This is a genomic window from Glycomyces tritici (assembly GCF_030403505.1).
In genome coordinates this window covers 298,825-317,144 of sequence record NZ_JAUEMJ010000003.1, presented here as the reverse complement: position 1 = coordinate 317,144, position 18,320 = coordinate 298,825, and the positions used below count along the sequence as shown (strand labels likewise).

The following is an 18,320-nucleotide window of genomic DNA, read 5'->3' as shown; positions in this document are numbered from 1 at the left end:
AGCTCGCAAGCAGCCTCGGCGAAGCTCGCGAGCCGTAAATGAGCGGCCTCGGCGAAGCTCGCGAGCCGTAGATGAGCATCGCTAATCTGGGAATTCTCAGCGTGTGCCCCGGTCGATGAGATCGGGGCACACCCATACTCAGGGGACGCAATACGGAAGCGTGAGCTACCGTAGCGAATCGAGTGCATTTTCCGAGTGAACGGTGGGAGCAGTGGCGGACATCAAGCGCCTTGTCATCGTGGAGTCCCCGGCGAAGGCCAAGACGATCGCCTCCTATCTCGGCCCCGGCTACATCGTCGACTCCTCGCTCGGGCACATCCGGGACCTTCCGCGCAGCGCGAAGGAGATCCCGGCGAAATACAAGGACAAGGCCTGGTCGCGGTTGGGTGTGGACGTCGACAACGACTTCGCGCCGCTGTACATCGTGAACCCGGACCGGTCCGCGCACGTGAAGAAGCTGAAGGCGTATCTCGCGGAGGTCGACGAACTCTTCCTCGCCACCGATGAGGACCGCGAGGGGGAGGCCATCGCCTGGCACCTGCTCGAGACCCTGAAGCCGAAGGTCCCGGTCAAGCGGATGGTCTTCCACGAGATCACGCCGCAGGCCATCGCCGAGGCCGCCGCGAACCCGCGCGAGCTCAACCAGGACCTCGTCGACGCCCAGGAGGGGCGGCGCATCCTCGACCGGCTCTACGGCTACGAGGTCAGCCCGGTCCTGTGGAAGAAGGTCATGCCGCGCCTGTCCGCCGGGCGCGTCCAGTCCGTCGCGACGCGGCTGGTCGTCGAGCGCGAGCGGGCCCGCATGGCGTTCCGCACCGCCGACTACTGGGACGTCTCGGCCAACCTGGCCACCGACGACGACGAGCGCTTCAAGGCCACGCTGATCGCCCTCGAAGGCGACCGGGTCGCCACCGGCAAGGACTTCGACCCGGCCACCGGGCGCGTCAAGGGCAACGTCGTCCACCTCGACGAGGCCGGCGCCCGCGGGCTCGCCAGCAGGCTCGAGGGCCGCGACTTCACCGTCCTGAAAGTGGAGAAGAAGCCGTACCGGCGCAAGCCGTACGCGCCGTTCATCACCTCGACGCTGCAGCAGGAGGCCGGGCGCAAGCTCCGCCTCTCGAGCGCGCAGGTCATGCGGGTCGCCCAGCGGCTCTACGAGAACGGCCACATCACCTATATGCGGACCGACTCGACGAACCTGTCGAACACCGCGATCAACGCCGCGCGCGCCCAGGCCGCCGAGCTCTACGGCGCCCAGTACGTGCCGTCCGAGCCGCGCCGGTACGCCCGGAAGGTGAAGAACGCGCAGGAGGCGCACGAGGCCATCAGGCCCTCGGGCGACCGCTTCAAGACCCCGAACCAGCTCAAGGGACAGCTCTCGGCCGAGGAGTACCGGCTGTACGAGCTGATCTGGCGGCGCACGCTCGCGTCCCAGATGGTCGACGCCACCGGGAACTCCACTTCGGTGCGCACCCGCGCCACCACGGCCGACGGCGAAGAGGCCGATTTCGGGGCCTCGGGCAAGACCATCACGAACCCGGGCTTCCTGCTCGCCTACGTCGAGTCCATCGAGGACGGCGACGCGGACGACGCCGAGAAGCGCCTGCCCGAGCTGACCGAGCGCCAGCACCTCTCCGAGCGCGGCCTCGAGGCCGCCGGGCACACCACGCAGCCGCCGGCGCGCTACACCGAGGCGAGCCTGGTGAAGGCCCTGGAGGAGCGGGGGATCGGGCGGCCTTCGACGTACGCGTCGATCATGCAGACCATCCAGGACCGCGAGTACGTGTTCAAGAAGGGCCAGGCGCTCGTGCCGGCCTTCCGCGCGTTCGCCGTCATCGGCCTCATGGAGCGGCACTTCCCGCGCCTGGTCGACTACGACTTCACCGCGGGCATGGAGAACGAGCTCGACGAGGTCGCCGCCGGGCACGAGTCGCGCGAGGAGTTCCTCCGCAAGTTCTACTTCGGCGGCAAGGACAAAGAGGGCACCGTCGCCGCCTCGGGCGGCCTGCGGCACATGATCGAGGAGGAGCTCGCGAAGATCGACGCCCGCGAGGTCAACTCGATCCCCCTGTACACCGACGACCAGGGGCGCAAGGTCGTCGCCCGCGTCGGCCGGTACGGGCCCTACCTCGAGCGCACGAGCACCGCGCCGGACGAAGGGGCCGAGCCGGGCAAGCGCCCCTCGATCCCGGAGTCGATGGCGCCCGACGAGCTGACCCCTGAGAAGGGCCAGGAGCTGTTCGAGCTGGCCGAGAACGAGGGCGAGCTGGGCACGCACCCCGAGACCGGGGAGCCGGTGCTCGCCAAGACCGGCCGGTACGGTCCGTACGTGACCAGCGGTGAGAAGTCCTCGTCGCTGCTCACCGGGCAGAAGCTCTCGGAGATCACCCTCGACGAGGCGGTGAAGCTCCTGACGCTGCCGCGCCTGGTCGGCAAGGACGCCGAGGGCGAGGAGATCCGCACCGGCCTGGGCCCGCACGGCCCCTACGTGAAGAAGAACCGCGACTTCCGCTCGCTCGAGAACGAGGAGCAGCTGTTCACGCTCACGCTGGACGAGGCGGAGAAGCTGCTCGCGCAGCCCAAGACCCGCGGGCGCCAGCAGCGCGCCCAGACCCTCCTCAAGGAGCTCGGCCCCGACCCCGTGACGGGCAAGGAGGTCACGCTCAAGGACGGCCGGTTCGGCCCGTACGTGACCGACGGCGAGACGAACGCGTCGATCCGCAAGACCGACTCGATCGAGGACCTCACCATCGACCGCGCCGCCGAGCTGCTCGCCGAGCGCCGCGAGAAGGTGTCCTCGGGCGCCGTGCCCGCCAAGAAGACGGCGAAGAAGGCCGCCAAGAAGACCACGGCGAAGAAAGCGGTGAAGAAGACCGCCGCGAAGTCCGCGGCCAAGAAGACCGCCGCCAAGAAGACGACCGCGAAGAAGACCGCGGTGAAGGCAGCGGCGAAGAAGGCCGCGAAGCCGTCCACTGAGGAGTCCTGAGGGGCTCGCGCCCGGTCGGCCCCGCTCGGCGCGGTGGTCGAACGTCACGAGGCGGAGCCGCACGGGTCGGCCCTGGAACGGCGGGCCCGTACAGTGGGCCGAGCGGACCGCCCCTGATAGCGTGACGGCGTTTCGTGAACTTTGAGGCCAATGTGACTGCAACGGATGAGGACGCCGTGTCGACGAACATCGTGATCCTGGCGGCCGGCGTCGGCTCCCGCCTGGGGAAGCCGCACCCGAAGCCGCTGACGCCCCTGGCCTCCGGGGAGACCATCCTCGGCCGGTCGCTGCGGCTGCTCACCTCCCGCTTCAGCCGCCACTCGATCCACCTCGTGGTCGGCTTCAAGAAAGAGGTCATCATGGAGGAGGTGCCCGACGTCGGCTTCATCTACAACCAGGCCTACGGCGACACCAACACCTCCAAGAGCCTCCTCAAGGCCCTCACGATCCTCGGCCCCGGCGGGGTCCTCTGGCTCAACGGCGACGTCGTGTTCGACCCGCGGGTCCTCGACGCACTGCTGCCCCACATCGCGATGGACCGCTCCTTCATCTCCGTGAACACCGCCTCCGTCGCCGAAGAGGAGATCAAGTACACCCTCGGCCCCGACGGCTACATCCGCCGCCTGTCCAAAGAGGTCAGCGACGGCGCGCTCGGCGAGGCCGTCGGCGTCAACTACGTCTCCTCCGGCGACCGGGCGATCCTCGCCAAGCGCCTCGCCGAGGTCGGCGACCAGGACTACTTCGAGCGCGGCATCGAGCTGGCCATCGAGAAGGACGGCGTCCACTTCGAGGCCATCGACATCTCCGCGCACGACGTCATCGAGATCGACTTCGCCGAGGACCTCACCGAGGCCAACCGCCGCTTCCGCTAGGGAATCTCCCGATGACGCGCCGGTCGGGCAACCCGCCGCGGGCCCCCTCGCGTCTACCCTCTGTCGGGCAGCGGGCAGGCACCGGCTCCCGAGGGCGGCGGCGCCGCCCACCATCGCCTTCAGCACCTGAGTGAGGAACCAGCCAGATGACGGTCAAGGTCAGCGTCGTGGTCCCGGTGTACAACACCGGAGAGAACCTGCGGGAGAACGTCGACGCGCTGCTGCGCCAGAGCCTCCCGTCCGCCGAGTTCGAGGCGATCTTCGTCGACGACGGCTCCACCGACGACACCGGTGCCCTCCTCGACGGCCTCGCCGCGCGCCACGACCACATCCGAGTGATCCACCAGGAGAACTCCGGCTGGCCCGGCAAGCCCCGCAACACCGGGATCGACGCCGCCCGCGGCGAGTTCATCATGTTCGTGGACGACGACGACTACCTCGGCGACGAGGCCCTCGAGCGGATGTACGACTACGGAGTCGCCAACGGCGCCGACGTGGTCATCGGCAAGATGGCGGGCCGGGGACGGGCCGTCCCCAAGGAGCTGTTCCGCGTCAACCGGCCCAAGTGCGACGTCGACAACGCCCCGCTGATGGACAGCCTCACCTGCCACAAGATGGTCCGCCGCTCCCTCCTGGTCGACAACGGCATCCGCTTCCCCGAAGGCCGGCACCGCCTCGAGGACCACCTGTTCGTCACCGAGGTCTACCTGCGCGCCTCCAGCGTCGCCGTCCTCAGCGACTACATCTGCTACAACCACGTGCGCCGCGAAGGCGCCGGCAACATCTCCCAGCAGCACATCGACCCCGACGACTACTTCGGCAAGCTCGCCAAGTCCCTCGACGTGGTCGACCGGTACACCGAGCCCGGGCGCCTGCGCAACAAGCTCTACCGCCGCTGGTTGCGGGTCGAGATGATCGAGCCCCTGCGCAAGCGCCGGTACCTCAACCTGCCCGACGACCTGCGCGGCGCCTACCTCGAGGCGATCCGCCGCTGCTCCGCCCGCTTCGGACCCGGCGTGGCCGCCGGCCTCAAACCGATCCAGCAGGTCGTCGCCGGACTCATCCGCGTCGGCGACCAGCGGGACCTCGAGGCCCTGGCGCAGTGGGAGGCCAACATGCGCGCCACGGCCACGCTCGACGCCCTGGAGTGGACCGACGGGCGGCTCGCGGTCGAGTACAGCGCCGAGTTCGCGGTCAAGTCGACGCCGATGGCGTTCACGCCCGGCGCCAAGGGGCCGCGCCCGGTCCTGCCGATCGCACCGGCGACCGACGAAGCCCTCCTCGCCAACGGCGCGGACCTCGAAGTCCGCTTGAAGGACGTCAAGGCCGACCTCGTGCTGCGCGACCCCGAGAGCGGCGCCGACTTTTTCCAGGAGTACGAGCCCAGCCCCGAGGAGATCCCCACCGGCGAGGACCGGTGCCGGATCCGCGCGCGCGGCCGCGCCGTGCTCGACCCCGCCGCGGCCGTGGGCGGAACCGCGCTCGCCGAAGGCCGCTGGGAGCTCATCGTGCGGTTGAGCATGGGCGGTTGGACGATGGACGCCAGGCCCGCGACCGACGACGCCGAGAAGATCGCGACCCTCGCAGGGCTGGGCGTGGCAGTGCAGCGCCCCAAGGCCGCCAATAGGAAGCGCCCCCTGCACCGGCGCGTGCTCGGCCGCGCCAAGCGGACCCTGAAGCGGATGCTCGACCGGTAGTGCGCTGACACGGAAGCCGGGGTGCCCTGAGGCACCCCGGCTTCCGTGTCGCTACTTCTTGCCGCGCTGGCGCTTGAGGTGGCGCTTGGCGCGACGCACCTCCTCGCGCACCGCCCGCAGCGTCAGGGGCCGGCGCACGCTCACGGCGAGCTGGCCGCTGCCGAGGACGCGGTGGGGGCGGATCATGATCGGCGCGCGGCGCTGCCGCGGCGCCCGGACGACCCAGGTGAACGGGTTGCCGCGCATGGGCTTGCCGAGCGAGGCGCCGAACGGCGCGCGCCGCTCGAACGCCCCGATCGAGGCGACGAGGTCGATGTCCCAGACGCCGAGGGCCTGCTCCAGCGGGCCGAGGTCGCGCCGCAGGTCGATCTCGGTCGTGAACCGGCCGTTGACGTGGTCGAGGTCCACGGGCCGCACGACCCCCTGCTCGCGGTGGCGCAGTTCGAGCCGCAGTTCGACGCGGTCGGCCGGGAGGGGCCGGGGCCAGCCGGTGCCGCGCAGGCGGAGCGTCTTGCCGTCGGTCTCGACGCCGTCGAGCCAGTGGCTCAGCCCGACCTCGCCGCCGATCTCGACCCAGGGGCCGTCGCCGATCCCGGCTTCGGCCTCGTGCCCGGGGAGCACCGCGTACAGCCGCCCGTCGCGTCCCACCAGGGGCACGTCGTCCTCGCCGAGGTCGAGGGCGGCGAGCACCTCGTCCAGGTCGCCGCGGCGCGCGAGGTGGAAGCAGAGCCGGATGTGGGCGTGCAGCCCCTTCCCCGCCTCCTCGGTGTAGTAGCGCTCGAGCAGCCCCTGGAAGATCTTCAGCCGCACCTCCCGCTCCTCGCGCGACCGCAGCCCGCGGAGGATGACCAGCTCCCGCTCGCCCTCGACCTCCCAGTGCCGGGACATCAGGTAGTCCTGCTTCGGGCCGGGCTCGACGGTCTCGCACACCAAGGGGGCCATCATCTCCAGCGGGCTCTCGCCGTTGAACTTCTGGCCTTCGGGAATGCGCATTCCGCCGGTGGTGAGATTCCCGCCGTCGTCGCGCTGCACCATGTAGTAGCAGTCGTAGTCGCCGATGACGGAGATGTTGCGGGCGTGGTAGTAGGCGAGGAACACGAAGGGCCGGTCCTCGCCGGTGCGCCGGTCGGTGCGGAACCGCAGGCGGTGCTTCTCCAGCAGGTCGCGCCGGTAGAGCTTCCAGGCGCCGAGCGACCAGTAGACGCGGGAGGAGTACAGGTCGGCGCGCGGCTGGTCGTAGTGGAACATCGAGCCCGCGACGGTGCGCCCGCCGACGCTCACGATCTTCTGGAGGACGACGTCGGAGTCGTTCGCCTCGGCCATGGCCACTGAGCGCTTGAGCGTCTCGGGCCCCAGGTAGTCGTCGGCGTCGAGCACCTGCACGTACCGGCCGCGGGCCATGTCGAACGCCAGGTTGCGCGGGGCGCTCGGCGTCCCCGACGCCTCCTGGTGGACGATCCGCGCCAGGCCAGGGTGCGCGGCGGCGAACTCGTCGAGTGCTTCGCCGCTGCCGTCGGTCGAGCCGTCGTCGACCGCGATCACCTCCAGCTTGGCGGTGCCGATGGTCTGGTCGACCACCGACTGCAGGCACTGCAGCAGGTAGGGCATGGCGTTGTGGACTGGGATGATCACTGATACCAGTGGTGATTCCATTTGATTTCCCGGCGATAGTCGAGTGATCCGCGCAAAGCGAATCTCCAGAATAGACGCGAGCGGGACGCCAGGAGTTGCTCGAAACTCAGAGATCGATCAGGTTCGATGCTGCCTGCGTGAGCCCTGTCAACTGCCTGACGTGCAATTTCGGGTGGCCGAAAGGCGAACTGTTAGGGTGTGTCACATGAAGGCACTCGTACTCTCCGGTGGGGCCGGCACGCGCCTGCGGCCGATCACCCACACCTCCGCCAAGCAACTGGTCCCGGTCGCCAACAAGCCGGTCCTGTTCTACGGCCTCGAGGCCATCGCGGAGGCCGGGATCACCGAGGTGGGCATCATCGTCGGCGACACCGCCGCGGAGATCCGCGAGGCCGTCGGCGACGGCTCTGAGCTGGGCATCAAGGTGACCTACATCCCGCAGGACGCCCCGCTCGGCCTGGCCCACGCCGTCCTCATCGCCAAGGACTTCCTCGGCGACGACGACTTCGTCATGTACCTGGGCGACAACTTCATCGTCGGCGGCATCTCGGGCCTGGTCGACCAGTTCCGCGCCGAGAAGCCCGACGCGCAGATCCTCCTCACGCAGGTCTCCGACCCGCGCTCGTTCGGCGTGGCCGAGCTCGACGCCGCCGGCCAGGTCGTCGGCCTGGAGGAGAAGCCGAAGGAGCCCAAGAGCGACCTCGCCCTCGTCGGCGTGTACCTCTTCACCCCGCTGATCCACGAGGCCGTCCGCTCCATCGAGCCCTCCTGGCGCGGGGAGCTCGAGATCACCCACGCCATCCAGTGGCTCATCGAGCAGAAGCGCGACGTCCGCTCCACCACGATCCACGGCTACTGGAAGGACACCGGCAACGTCACCGACATGCTGGAGGTCAACCGGACCGTGCTCGAGACCCTCGAGCCCTCGCTCGACGGTGAGATCGACGAGACCAGCGAGATCATCGGCCGCGTCCAGATCCACAAGACCGCGAAGGTCACCGGCAGCCGCATCGTCGGCCCGGCGATCATCGGCGCCGGCTCGGTCGTCACCGACGCCTATGTCGGCCCCTTCACGTCCATCTCGGACGACTGCCGGATCGAGGACGCCGAAGTGGAGTACTCGATCCTGCTCAAGGAGTCCTCGATCGTCGGCGTCCGCCGCATCGAGGCCTCGCTCATCGGACGGAACGCCGAGATCACGCCGGCGCCGCGCGTGCCCGCGGCCCACCGGCTCGTCATCGGCGACTACAGCAAGGTGCAGATTTCCTCATGACCACGAAGATCCTCGTGACCGGCGGGGCCGGGTTCATCGGCTCGCACTACGTCCGCACGCTCCTCGGCCCCGAGGGCCCCGGGGACGTCGCGGTCACGGTGCTCGACCTGCTGACCTACGCCGGCAACCCGGCCAACCTCGACGAGGTCCGGGAGCACCCCGGATTCGCCTTCGTCCAGGGCGACATCTGCGACGCCGAGCTGGTCGCCAAGCTCATGGCCGACCACGACCAGGTCGTCCACTTCGCCGCCGAGTCCCATGTGGACCGTTCGATCGACGGGGGCGCCGAGTTCGTGCGCACCAACGTGGTCGGCACCCACACGCTCATCGACGCCGCCCACCGCGCCGGCGTCAAGGTGTTCGTGCACATCTCCACCGACGAGGTCTACGGCTCGATCGACGAGGGCTCCTGGCCCGAGACCGACCCGCTCGCCCCGAACTCGCCGTACTCGGCCGCGAAGGCCTCCTCGGACCTCATCGCGCTGTCCTACCAGCGCACCCACGGGCTCGACGTGCGCGTCACCCGCTGCTCGAACAACTACGGGCACCACCACTTCCCCGAGAAGGTCATCCCGCTGTTCGTCACGAACCTGCTGGACGGCAAGAAGGTCCCGCTGTACGGCGACGGCGCCAACGTCCGCGACTGGCTCCACATCGACGACCACGTCCAGGGCATCGAACTGGTCCGCACCAAGGGCCGCTCCGGCGAGGTCTACAACATCGGCGGCGGCACCGAGCTCTCCAACAAGGAGCTCACGGAGCTCCTGCTCGACGCCTGCGGCGCCGACTGGGACACCTCGGTCGAGTACGTCGAGGACCGCAAGGGCCACGACCGCCGCTACTCGGTGGACTGCACCAAGATCAGCACCGAGCTGGGCTACCGGCCGAAGAAGGACTTCAAGACCGGCCTGGCCGAGACCGTGCAGTGGTACCGCGACAACCGCGACTGGTGGGAACCGCTGAAGGAGCGCGCGGCCCTGTGAGCACCTGGCTGATCACCGGCGGCGCGGGCATGCTCGCCCAAGACGTCCTCGCCCGGCTCGCGGCCGAGCAGGACGACGCGGTCGTCCTGGCCCGCAAGGAACTCGACGTCACCGACCCCGCGTCGGTCCGCGCCGCCCTCGCCGAGCACGCCCCCGCCGTCGTGGTCAACTGCGCGGCCTGGACCGCCGTCGACGACGCCGAGACGCAGGAGGCCGCCGCGCTCGCCGTCAACGGCACTGGTCCGCGCGTCCTCGCCGAGGCCTGCCGCGAGACCGGCGCCGTGCTGCTCCAGGTCTCCACCGACTACGTCTTCGCCGGGGACGCGACCGCGCCCTACGCCGAGGACGCCCCGACCGCGCCGCGAAGCGCCTACGGCCGCACCAAGCTCGCCGGTGAGGAAGCCGTCCTGGAGCTGCTGCCCGACACCGGGTACGTCGTCCGCACCGCGTGGCTCTACGGCGCCGGCGGCGGCAACTTCGTGCGCACCATGATCAAGCTCGAAGGCGTCAAGGACACGCTCGACGTCGTCGACGACCAGCGCGGCCAGCCAACCTGGACCAGGGACCTCGCCGACCGCCTCGTGCGGCTCGGGCAGGGCGCCCTCGCCGGGACGGCCCCCGCCGGGGTCTACCACGGCACCAGCGCGGGCGAGACCACCTGGTTCGGGCTGACCCGGCGGATCTTCGAGCTGCTCGGCGCGGACCCGGAGCGGGTGCGGCCCACCACGAGCGCGGCGTTCACGCGCCCGGCGCCGCGGCCCTCTTACAGTGTGCTCGGGCACGACCGCTGGAAAGACGCGGGCATCGAGCCGATCCGCGGCTGGGACGAGGCGCTGACCGAGGCCTTCCCGGCCCTCCTGGCCGCCGAGCGGCCCGAGGGCTGAGCCGACCGGGCGCGCCCGCGCCCGGTCACCGCCACGGGGCCGTTCCGTCTGCGGCGCGGGCCTTTTCGGGGCCCTCGCGGGGGTTGCACGCCGGCGTCCGCGGGGCCTCCCTGCCGCCCGCCCCAGGACCCGAATCGAGGAGAACAGTGGGTCAGATCAAAGTCAGCGTCATCGTGCCGGTCTACAACGCCGGTCCGATGGTCGAGGAGTTCGCGCCCTCGCTGCTCGCGCAGACCATCGACGGCTACGAGATCCTCTACGTCGACGACGGGTCCACCGACGACAGCTGGGAGCGGCTGCAGCGCCTCGCCGCCGCCCACGACCACGTGCGCGTCCACACCCAGGAGAACTCCGGATGGCCGGGGCGCCCGCGCAACGTCGCGGTCCGGATGGCCCGCGGCGAGTACGTCCACTTCGTCGACCAGGACGACCTGCTGGCCCCCGACGCCCTCGAGCGGCTCTACGAGTTCGCCGTGGCGAGCGACGCGGACGTCGTGATCGGCAAGGAGTCGGGCTCGATGGTGCCCGCGGGCGCCAATCCCGGCGGGCTCTTCCGCGAGACGCGCGCCCGCTGCGGCCGCTCAGAGGTGTTCGAGTACAGCCTGAACCCGCACAAGCTGTACTCGCGCCGCCTGCTGCTCAACAACGACCTGCGGTTCCCCGAGGGGCCGTGGATCCTCGAGGACCAGCTGTTCAACGCGCGCGTCTGCGCCGCCACGGACAAGATCGCGGTCCTCGCCGACCAGGTGTACTACCGGTGGCAGCGCCGCGGCGACAGCGGCAACAACAGCCGTGCGGGCGCGCAGCTGGAGACGTACCTGCCGAACCTGCGCACGGTGCTGGAGGCGGTGGCGGCGGTCGGCGACCCGATGCTGTTCGTGCGCTTCTACCGCACCGAGATCCTGCAGTTCGTGAGCGGGGCCAACATTCTCGAGGTGCCTTGGGAGACGGTCCAGGAGCGGTTCGCGGAGGTCCGCAAGATCGCCGCCGACTGCCTGCCGCCGGGACTGCGGGCCCACCTCGCGCCGCTGGACGCGCTGAAGGCCCGGCTGTTCGAGGAGGAGCGCCTGGACGATCTCGCCGCGCTCGCGCGCTGGGCTCCCGGTGTCTCCATGACCGCTGAGGTGGACGCGCCGCGTTGGGAGGACGGTGTGCTCACCGCCCGCGCGGCGGTCGCGCTCGTCCGCCCCGAGGGCGGTCCGCTGCGGCCGGAGCGCCGCGGCGGCGTCTGGGTGGTGCCCGATGTGCCCGGTGTCGGCGACTGGGAGATCGATGACCCTGGCCAGGGGTTCCGGGGCGACCTGCTCGCCAAGGACCGGGACCGGGACGACTGGTGGTTCCTGCCCGAGCGGCTGGCGGTCGAGCCGGACGGCGGCGCGGCCGCGGGTGCGGTCCGCTTCGACCCGCGCAGTGTGATCGGCGGCGGCCCGGCCGAGCGCGGGGTCTACGACGTGTGGGCCCGTGTCGACCTGCTGGGCCTGGGGCGGCGCGTGCGGCTCACCGGGGGCGCCGAGCCTTCGGGCGCCGCTGCCGAGCCGGCTCTGGTCGGTGCGGATTCGGTTGCGGTGCAGCCGTTCTGGACCAGCGGCCGCCAGCTCGCCGTGGACGTGGGCGAGCGTCAGCGTTCGCTCAGCGCGGCCGTCGCGGCCCGTCCGATGGCGGTGCCCGCGGCGACCTAGTCCCGCTCTACGATCGACGTCGGACTGGGTTTTCCCGCCCAGGCCGGTGGCGGCCTCGACGTGAAGGTCGCCGTCGGCGGGCGGTGGCGGGCCGCGCGCATCGCCGAATCGGACGGGCGGGCGGTCCTTTCGATCCCGGGCCGCGGTCTGGGGCGCCGGTTCGGTCGGCGCCGGGTCGAGCTCGCCACCGCGCGCGGGAAGGCCGTCATCGGCCGCGCGACCGTGCTGGGGGGCCGTGTCCTCCGTTTCGTCCAGTCGTCCACCGCCGTATCGGACCTGGGATCAGGCCGGCCCCGGCGGATCGACTCCTCTGCGAAGAAGGAAGCCTCATCATGACGCTCAAGGTCAGTGTCGTCGTCCCGGTGTACAACCCGGGCCCCTATATCGAGGACTGCATCGAGTCCCTGGTGAACCAGAGCCTGCCCGCGGACGAGTTCGAGGTGGTCTTCGTCGACGACGGGTCCTCGGACGAGACCCCGGCCCGCCTGGACGCCCTCGCCGCCGAGCACGCGAACGTCCAGGTGATCCACCAGGAGCCCTCCGGGTGGTCGGGCAAGCCCCGGAACGTCGGCATCGAGGCGTCCAAGGGCGAGTACGTCATGTTCGTCGACAACGACGACTACCTCGGCACCGAGGCGCTGGAGCGGATGTACGACTACGGCACCGCGAACGGGGCCGACGTGATCATCGGCAAGATGGCGGGCAAGGGCCGCCCGGTGCCGCTGGAGCTGTTCCGCAAGAACATCCCCGTCGCCTCGGTCGACACCGCGCCGCTCATGGACAGCCTGACGCCGCACAAGATGGTGCGCCGGGAGTTCATGGACCGCATCGGCCTGCGCTTCCCGGAGGGCCGCCGCCGCCTCGAGGACCACGTGTTCGTCACCGAGGCCTACCTGGCCGCCGCGAACGTCTCGGTCATCGGCGACTACCTGTGCTACTACCACGTCAAGCGCGACGACGCCTCGAACGCGGGGTTCCGGCCGATCGACCCGGTCGGGTACTTCGACAACCTGCGCGAGGCCCTCGACGTCGTCGAGCGGTACACCGAGCCGGGCCGGCTCCGCGACAAGCTCTACCGCCGCTGGCTGCGCAACGAGATGGTCGAGCGGATGCGCGGGCGCCGGCTGCTCAACATGGACCCGGAGTACCGCAAGGAGATGTACGACGCGATCCGCGGCGTGGTCATGGAGCGCTTCGGGCCGGGTGTGGACGCCGGCATGGCGCCGACCCAGCAGGTCGCCGCGGCGCTCATCCGGGCCGACCGGTTCGCCGACCTCGAGGCGCTCGCCGAATGGGAGTCCTCGATCAAGCCGCACGGCACCTTGGACGAGCTGTCCTGGGAGGACGGCCTGCTGCGCTTGGCCTTCACGGCCGAGTACCAGGCGGACGAGGAGCCGCTGCGCTTCACCGAAGCGGACGGCGAGGTCCGTCTGGCCCCGCCGCTGGCCGAGGACACGCTGGAGGCGATCCGGGAGTTCGGGCCGGACACCTCGGCCTGGTTCCCGAAGGGCAAGGTCGACTTCGTGGTCCGCGAGCGCGACACCGCCGCGGAGTTCTACCAGCCCGTCGAGTTGGAGCGGGAGACCGTCGCGGACGGTGAGGGCGTGCGGATCCTGCTGCACGGCAAGTCGAGTGTGGACCCGGCGTCCGCTGCGGGCGGCGCGCCGCTGCGCCCGGGCATCTGGGACGTGTTCGTCCGGATCAGCTTGAGCGGCTGGACGAAGGAGACGCGGCTCGGTTCGGTGCGCGCTCCCGGCGTCGAGGCCGGGGCGGTGCTGGGCCTGGCGGGCGGGCGGCCGGTCCTGCCGTACTGGACGGAACCGCACGGCAACCTGTCCCTGGGCGTCGAGGCGATGCTGCCGCGCGCCGAGTCGGGGTTCGCGGGCGTCACCGCCGCCGACGCCGTGGTCGACGGGGGCCGCTTGGCCCTGCCGCTGCCCGTGTACGCCGACGCTCCGACCCCGGCCGTGCTGCGGCTCACGGGTGTCGGCGAGCCGGTCGAACTCGCGGCCGAGGTCGTGCCCGCCGCTTCTGGCGCGGTCCTGGAAGCGGCCCTGGACGGGCTGGCCGCCGGGAACCACAAGGTCGCGGTCGTGTTCGGCTCGGGGGCCGAGAAGCCGCGGAAGGTCGCGCTGCCGCTGGTGCTGACCGCCGACGGGCAGGGTTCGGTCGTCGTGCGGGACAAGGCCGAGGTCGACGGCGAGTCCAAGCGCGCGTCCGGCAAGCCCAAGGCGAGCCTGCCGCGCCGCGCCGTGCGCAAGCTGCGGCGGATCCTGCGCGGCTGACGCCGCCGTTCCATCACCGACGAGAAGGACCGAGATCCGATGAGAGAACTGGACATCAAGGGCGCCTGGGTGTTCGAGCCCAAGGTCTTCGGGGACTCCCGGGGGAGTTTCCACGAGTGGTTCAAGGCCCCGGCGTTCGCCGAGGCCGTCGGGCACGAGCTGCGGCTGGCGCAGGCCAACTGCTCGGTCTCGGCGCGCGGCACCGTGCGCGGCATCCACTTCGCGGACGTCCCGCCCAGCCAGGCCAAGTACGTCAAGTGCGTGCGCGGGGCGATCCTCGACCTGATCGTGGACATCCGGGTCGGCTCGCCGACGTTCGGGCAGTGGGAGCTGGTGCGCCTGGACGACCAGACGCACCACTCGGTGTACCTCTCCGAGGGCCTGGGCCACGGCTTCGTGGCCCTCACCGACGACGCCACCGTGGTCTACCTGTGCTCCGAAGGCTATGCGCCCGAGCGCGAGCACGGCATCCACCCGCTCGACCCCGCCATCGGGATCGAGTGGCCGGAGGACGTCGAGCCGCTGCTGTCCGACAAGGACGCGGCCGCCCCCACCCTGGCCGAGGCCGCCGAGCAGGGCCTGCTCCCGAAGTGGGAGGACTGCCAGGCGTTCGCCGAAGCGCTGCGCCGGTAACGAGCAAGAGGCCGGGCCGCTGCGAGCGATCGCGACGGCCCGGCCTCGTCACGTCCGGGCGGCGCTCGCGCGCCGGTGGCGCACACGCCGGAGCACGGTCGCCGCAGTGGCCCTCGGGCCCCGGTCGTGGACCCGCAATGCCAAGGGCCCGTTCCGTTTCACGGGGCCGAACGACGCCATGGCCCGGCCGTACCGGTCGCGCCACACCGGCGACGGCACCGGGCCGCCGAGCAGCGGCCCGCCGAGCCTGGTGCCGAAGGGCGTCCGGAACTCGGTGCCGCCGAGCGCCGCGCAGATGCCGACCTCCCAGTGGCCGACGGCTTTGCGCAGGGGCCCGAGGACTTCCGGAAGTCTGATGCGGACCGTGAAGATCCCGTCCCGGTGGTCGACCGGGACCCGCTTCACCGCGCCGGTCTCGCGGCAGGTGAACTCGAGGTGCAGCACGAGCCGCTCGTGCGGGACCCGGCGGAGGCGGCCGGTGCCGCGGATCAGCAGGTCCTCGCCCGCCGTGCCGACCTCGTCGAGCCAGTGGGCGAGCGTGACGCCGTCGGTCATGTCGACCCACGGGCCCTCCCCGACCCCGGCCTCGTCCTCGCGGCCGGGCAGTGTCGCCCACACCCGGCCGCCGCGGCCGACGCGGCTGATCTCGTGCTTGTGGCGGCGGGCCGCGAGGACGCCGTCGAGGTCGCCGGCCTGGACGAGGTGGTAGGCCAGCCGCAGGTCCGGGCGCAGTCGCCGCGCCGCCCCCGGCCGGTACCGGTCGGCGAGGAGCCGGCGCAGGGCCGCCAGGCGGACCCGCTGCTCCTCGACCGGCAGGGCCGCCAGATCGGTGAACTCGAGGTCGCCTTCGCACTCCCAGTGGCGGTGCATCAGGAAGTCCTGCTTCGGTCCGGGCGGGACGGTGTCGCACATGAGCGCCGCCATCACCTCCAGGGCGCTCTCGCGCCGGAAGCCGCGGCCCGCCGGCACGGCCATGCCGCCGGAGGTCAGGTTGCCGCCGTCGTCGCGGTTGACGGTGTAGACGCAGTCGTACTCGGCCACAACGGAGATGGCGCGCGCGTAGTAGAGGGCTCGGGCCACGAAGGGCCGGTCCTCGCCGAACCGGATGTCGGTCGGGAACCGCAGCCGGTGCCGCTCGATCAGGTCGCGCCGGTAGAGCTTGAGCGGCCCCAGCGACCAGTAGACGCGCGACCGGTACAGGTCGGCCTTGGGCTGGTCGCGTTGGAACATCGACATGGCGACGAGGCGGCCGTTGACGCCCACGAGCTTGCCGAGCACGACGTCGGAGTCGTTCTCCTCGGCCATGGCGACCATGCGCTCCAGGGCCTCGTCGCCCAGGTAGTCGTCGGCGTCGAGCAGGAACACGTACTTCCCGCGGGCCAGGTCGAGCGCGCGGTTGCGGGGAGCGCTCGGGGTGCCGGAGGGCTCCTGGTGGAGGACCCGGAACAGCGCCGGATGCCGCTCGGCCGCCTCGTCGAGGACCTCGCCGCTGCCGTCGGTCGAGCCGTCGTCGACCGCGAGGACCTCCATGCGCGCGGTGCCGATCGACTGGCGGAGTATCGAATCGATCCCTTTGCGCAGGTACGGCATCGCGTTGTGGACGGGGATGACGACGGAAACGAGCGGCGTCTCCATGGGACTCCAATGGATCGGAACGGCTCGCAGCGCGAGCGGACCCATGGAGAATAAGTGCTGATTACCGACGAATGACGGATATGTCTGCTATGGGGGGCGTGGCGACGCCCGACGGACTACCGGCGCAGGCGCCGCACGAGCTTCGCGGCGGTCGCCTTGAGGCTGCGGTCCAGGACGCGCAGCGACAGCACGCCCTGCTTCCCGGCCCCCAGCGCCGCGAAGGCGCGGCGCGGGTAGCGCGCGTCCCGCCACAGCAGCTTCGGGATGGGCTTGCGGACGAGCGGCCCGCCGTGCCTGGTGCCGTAGGGCGCCCGGTACTCCTTCTCGTCGATCGCGACGCAGATGGTGAAGTCCCAGTCGCCGACGGCCCGGCGCATGCGCCCGAGCAGGCGGTCGAGGTCGAGGTCGACGGTGAAGATGCCGTTCTCGTGCTCGATCGCGACGCGGCGGCGCTCGTCGGTCCCGCGCCGGTGCAGCTCCAGGTGGAGCGTCAGGCGGTCGTGGGGGACCCACTTGAGGCGGCCGGTGCCGCGGACCTGCAGGCTGCGGCCGGCGGCCTGGACCTCGTCGAGCCAGTGGTTGATGGCGACGGCGTCGGTGATGTCGACCCAGGGGCCCTCGCCGTTCCCGGCCTCGGCCTCGTGCCCGGGCAGGACCGCCCAGACCTTGTCACCGCGGCCGACGAAGGACACGGTGCCGGGGACGCCGTTCTGGTGCCTGTGCGTGAGGAGCGAGAGCAGCCCGTCGAGGTCGCCCATTTCGATGAGGCGGTACGAGAGCCGCAGGTCGGGGCGCAGGTGGTGGGCCGATCCGGGGCGGTACCACTTCGCGACGAGCTCCTGGAGGGACTCCAGGTGGGCCTGCTGGTCCTCCCGCGTCGCCTCCCTCAGGAGGTGGTGCAGGTCGACGTCGCCTTCGACCTCCCAGTGGCGGTACATCAGGAAGTCCTGCTTCGGGCCTTCGGGAACCAGGTCGCCGATCACTTCGATCATGTACCGCAGCTGCGAGTCCCGGTTGAACGTGCGGTCCTTCGGCAGCCGCATGCCGCCCTGGGAGAGGTTGCCGCCGTCCTCGCGGATCACGGTGTAGACGCAGTCGTAGCCGGCCACGACCGAGATGGTGCGGGCGTGGTAGAAGGTGAGCGCCACGAAGTGGCGGTCCTCGCCGGTGCGGCGGTTGATCGGGAAGCGGATGGCGTGCTGCTCCAAGAGCTCGCGCCGGTAGAGCTTGAGCGGTCCGAGGGCCCAGTAGACGCGCGACTCGTAGAGGTCGGCCTTGGGCTGGTCGCGTTGGAACATCGACATGGCGACCGGGCGGCCGTTGACGCCCACGAGCTTGCCGAGCACGACGTCGGAGTCGTTCTCCTCGGCCATGGCCACCATGCGCTCCAGGGCCTCGTCACCGAGGTAGTCGTCGGCGTCGAGGAGGAACACGTACTTCCCGCGGGCGATGTCGAGGGCGCGGTTGCGCGGGATGCTGGGCGTCCCGGACGCCTCCTGGTGGAAGACGCGGAACACGGTGGGGTAGCGCTTCGCGAAGTCGTCGAGGACGTCGCCGCCGCCGTCGGTGGAGCCGTCGTCGACCGCGATCACTTCGAGCCGCTCGATGCCGATGGTCTGGTCCACTACCGACTGCAGACTCTTGAGCAGGTACGGCATCGCATTGTGGACGGGGATGACGACCGAGACGAGCGGCGATTCCATGGGACTCCGGATCGGGGACGGGCGGCCGCGGTGCACCGGCGGCCTTACGAACAGTTCT

Annotated in this window: 12 protein-coding genes; 9 read left to right on the top strand and 3 right to left on the bottom strand. The window is 70.8% G+C overall.

The genetic code is table 11. The annotated features are described in order from the left end of the window. Positions 1-202: 202 nt before the first annotated feature. The 3 genes from topA to QWI33_RS11895 all read left to right on the top strand — a co-directional run bounded on the left by topA (position 203) and on the right by QWI33_RS11895 (position 5,555). Positions 203-2,986, top strand: a complete 2,784-nt coding sequence (topA, locus tag QWI33_RS11905) for a type I DNA topoisomerase (RefSeq protein WP_435367575.1) — start codon at positions 203-205, stop codon at positions 2,984-2,986. Positions 2,987-3,162: 176 nt separating this feature from the next. Continuing rightward, the gene (locus QWI33_RS11900) at positions 3,163-3,858 is read left to right on the top strand and encodes a phosphocholine cytidylyltransferase family protein (protein WP_344471988.1); all 696 of its coding nucleotides are present in this window, start codon (positions 3,163-3,165) and stop codon (positions 3,856-3,858) included. A 146-nt stretch (positions 3,859-4,004) separates the two neighbouring features. Further along, the gene (locus QWI33_RS11895; RefSeq protein ID WP_289957362.1) at positions 4,005-5,555 is read left to right on the top strand and encodes a glycosyltransferase family 2 protein; all 1,551 of its coding nucleotides are present in this window, start codon (positions 4,005-4,007) and stop codon (positions 5,553-5,555) included. Between the two features lie 51 nt (positions 5,556-5,606). Here QWI33_RS11895 and QWI33_RS11890 read toward each other — a convergent pair whose 3' ends face one another. After that, the gene (locus tag QWI33_RS11890) at positions 5,607-7,187 is read right to left on the bottom strand and encodes a glycosyltransferase family 2 protein (RefSeq protein ID WP_289957361.1); all 1,581 of its coding nucleotides are present in this window, start codon (positions 7,185-7,187) and stop codon (positions 5,607-5,609) included. A 205-nt stretch (positions 7,188-7,392) separates the two neighbouring features. On the opposite strand from QWI33_RS11890, the gene QWI33_RS11885 reads away from it, so the two are divergent. The 6 genes from QWI33_RS11885 (at position 7,393) to rfbC (ending at position 14,924) form a co-directional block, all read left to right on the top strand. Continuing rightward, positions 7,393-8,460, top strand: a complete 1,068-nt coding sequence (locus QWI33_RS11885) for a glucose-1-phosphate thymidylyltransferase (RefSeq protein WP_289957360.1) — start codon at positions 7,393-7,395, stop codon at positions 8,458-8,460. Beyond that, positions 8,457-9,443 (top strand): dTDP-glucose 4,6-dehydratase, encoded by a 987-nt coding sequence (gene rfbB, locus QWI33_RS11880; protein ID WP_289957359.1) that lies wholly within the window; start codon positions 8,457-8,459, stop codon positions 9,441-9,443. Before QWI33_RS11885 ends, rfbB begins: the two co-directional genes overlap by 4 nt. A gap of 29 nt (positions 9,444-9,472) precedes the next feature. Beyond that, complete coding sequence (gene rfbD / locus QWI33_RS11875) at positions 9,473-10,327, top strand: dTDP-4-dehydrorhamnose reductase (RefSeq protein ID WP_435367582.1); 855 nt, start codon at positions 9,473-9,475, stop codon at positions 10,325-10,327. Positions 10,328-10,473: 146 nt separating this feature from the next. Continuing rightward, the gene (locus QWI33_RS11870) at positions 10,474-12,006 is read left to right on the top strand and encodes a glycosyltransferase (protein ID WP_289957357.1); all 1,533 of its coding nucleotides are present in this window, start codon (positions 10,474-10,476) and stop codon (positions 12,004-12,006) included. A 332-nt stretch (positions 12,007-12,338) separates the two neighbouring features. Continuing rightward, positions 12,339-14,291, top strand: a complete 1,953-nt coding sequence (locus QWI33_RS11865; RefSeq protein WP_289957356.1) for a glycosyltransferase — start codon at positions 12,339-12,341, stop codon at positions 14,289-14,291. Positions 14,292-14,330: 39 nt separating this feature from the next. Next, positions 14,331-14,924 (top strand): dTDP-4-dehydrorhamnose 3,5-epimerase, encoded by a 594-nt coding sequence (rfbC, locus tag QWI33_RS11860; RefSeq protein WP_289957355.1) that lies wholly within the window; start codon positions 14,331-14,333, stop codon positions 14,922-14,924. A gap of 48 nt (positions 14,925-14,972) precedes the next feature. On the opposite strand, the gene QWI33_RS11855 is transcribed toward rfbC, so the two are convergent. Together QWI33_RS11855 and QWI33_RS11850 are read right to left on the bottom strand one after the other, a co-directional pair. Next, on the bottom strand, positions 14,973-16,559 hold the full coding sequence (locus QWI33_RS11855; protein ID WP_289957354.1) for a glycosyltransferase family 2 protein: 1,587 nt from the start codon (positions 16,557-16,559) through the stop codon (positions 14,973-14,975). 116 nt (positions 16,560-16,675) lie between these two features. Continuing rightward, positions 16,676-18,262 (bottom strand): glycosyltransferase family 2 protein, encoded by a 1,587-nt coding sequence (locus tag QWI33_RS11850; RefSeq protein WP_289957353.1) that lies wholly within the window; start codon positions 18,260-18,262, stop codon positions 16,676-16,678. Between the last annotated feature and the right edge of the window lie 58 nt (positions 18,263-18,320).

What these genes read in the sequence shown, in the direction of transcription:
- rfbD (WP_435367582.1), top strand. Translation starts at nt 9,473, where the DNA reads ATGCTCGCCCAAGACGTCCTCGCCCGGCTCGCGGCCGAGCAGGACGAC.
- rfbB (WP_289957359.1), top strand. Translation starts at nt 8,457, where the DNA reads ATGACCACGAAGATCCTCGTGACCGGCGGGGCCGGGTTCATCGGCTCG.
- QWI33_RS11850 (WP_289957353.1), bottom strand. Translation starts at nt 18,262, where the DNA reads ATGGAATCGCCGCTCGTCTCGGTCGTCATCCCCGTCCACAATGCGATG.
- rfbC (WP_289957355.1), top strand. Translation starts at nt 14,331, where the DNA reads ATGAGAGAACTGGACATCAAGGGCGCCTGGGTGTTCGAGCCCAAGGTC.
- QWI33_RS11865 (WP_289957356.1), top strand. Translation starts at nt 12,339, where the DNA reads ATGACGCTCAAGGTCAGTGTCGTCGTCCCGGTGTACAACCCGGGCCCC.
- QWI33_RS11895 (WP_289957362.1), top strand. Translation starts at nt 4,005, where the DNA reads ATGACGGTCAAGGTCAGCGTCGTGGTCCCGGTGTACAACACCGGAGAG.
- QWI33_RS11885 (WP_289957360.1), top strand. Translation starts at nt 7,393, where the DNA reads ATGAAGGCACTCGTACTCTCCGGTGGGGCCGGCACGCGCCTGCGGCCG.
- QWI33_RS11855 (WP_289957354.1), bottom strand. Translation starts at nt 16,559, where the DNA reads ATGGAGACGCCGCTCGTTTCCGTCGTCATCCCCGTCCACAACGCGATG.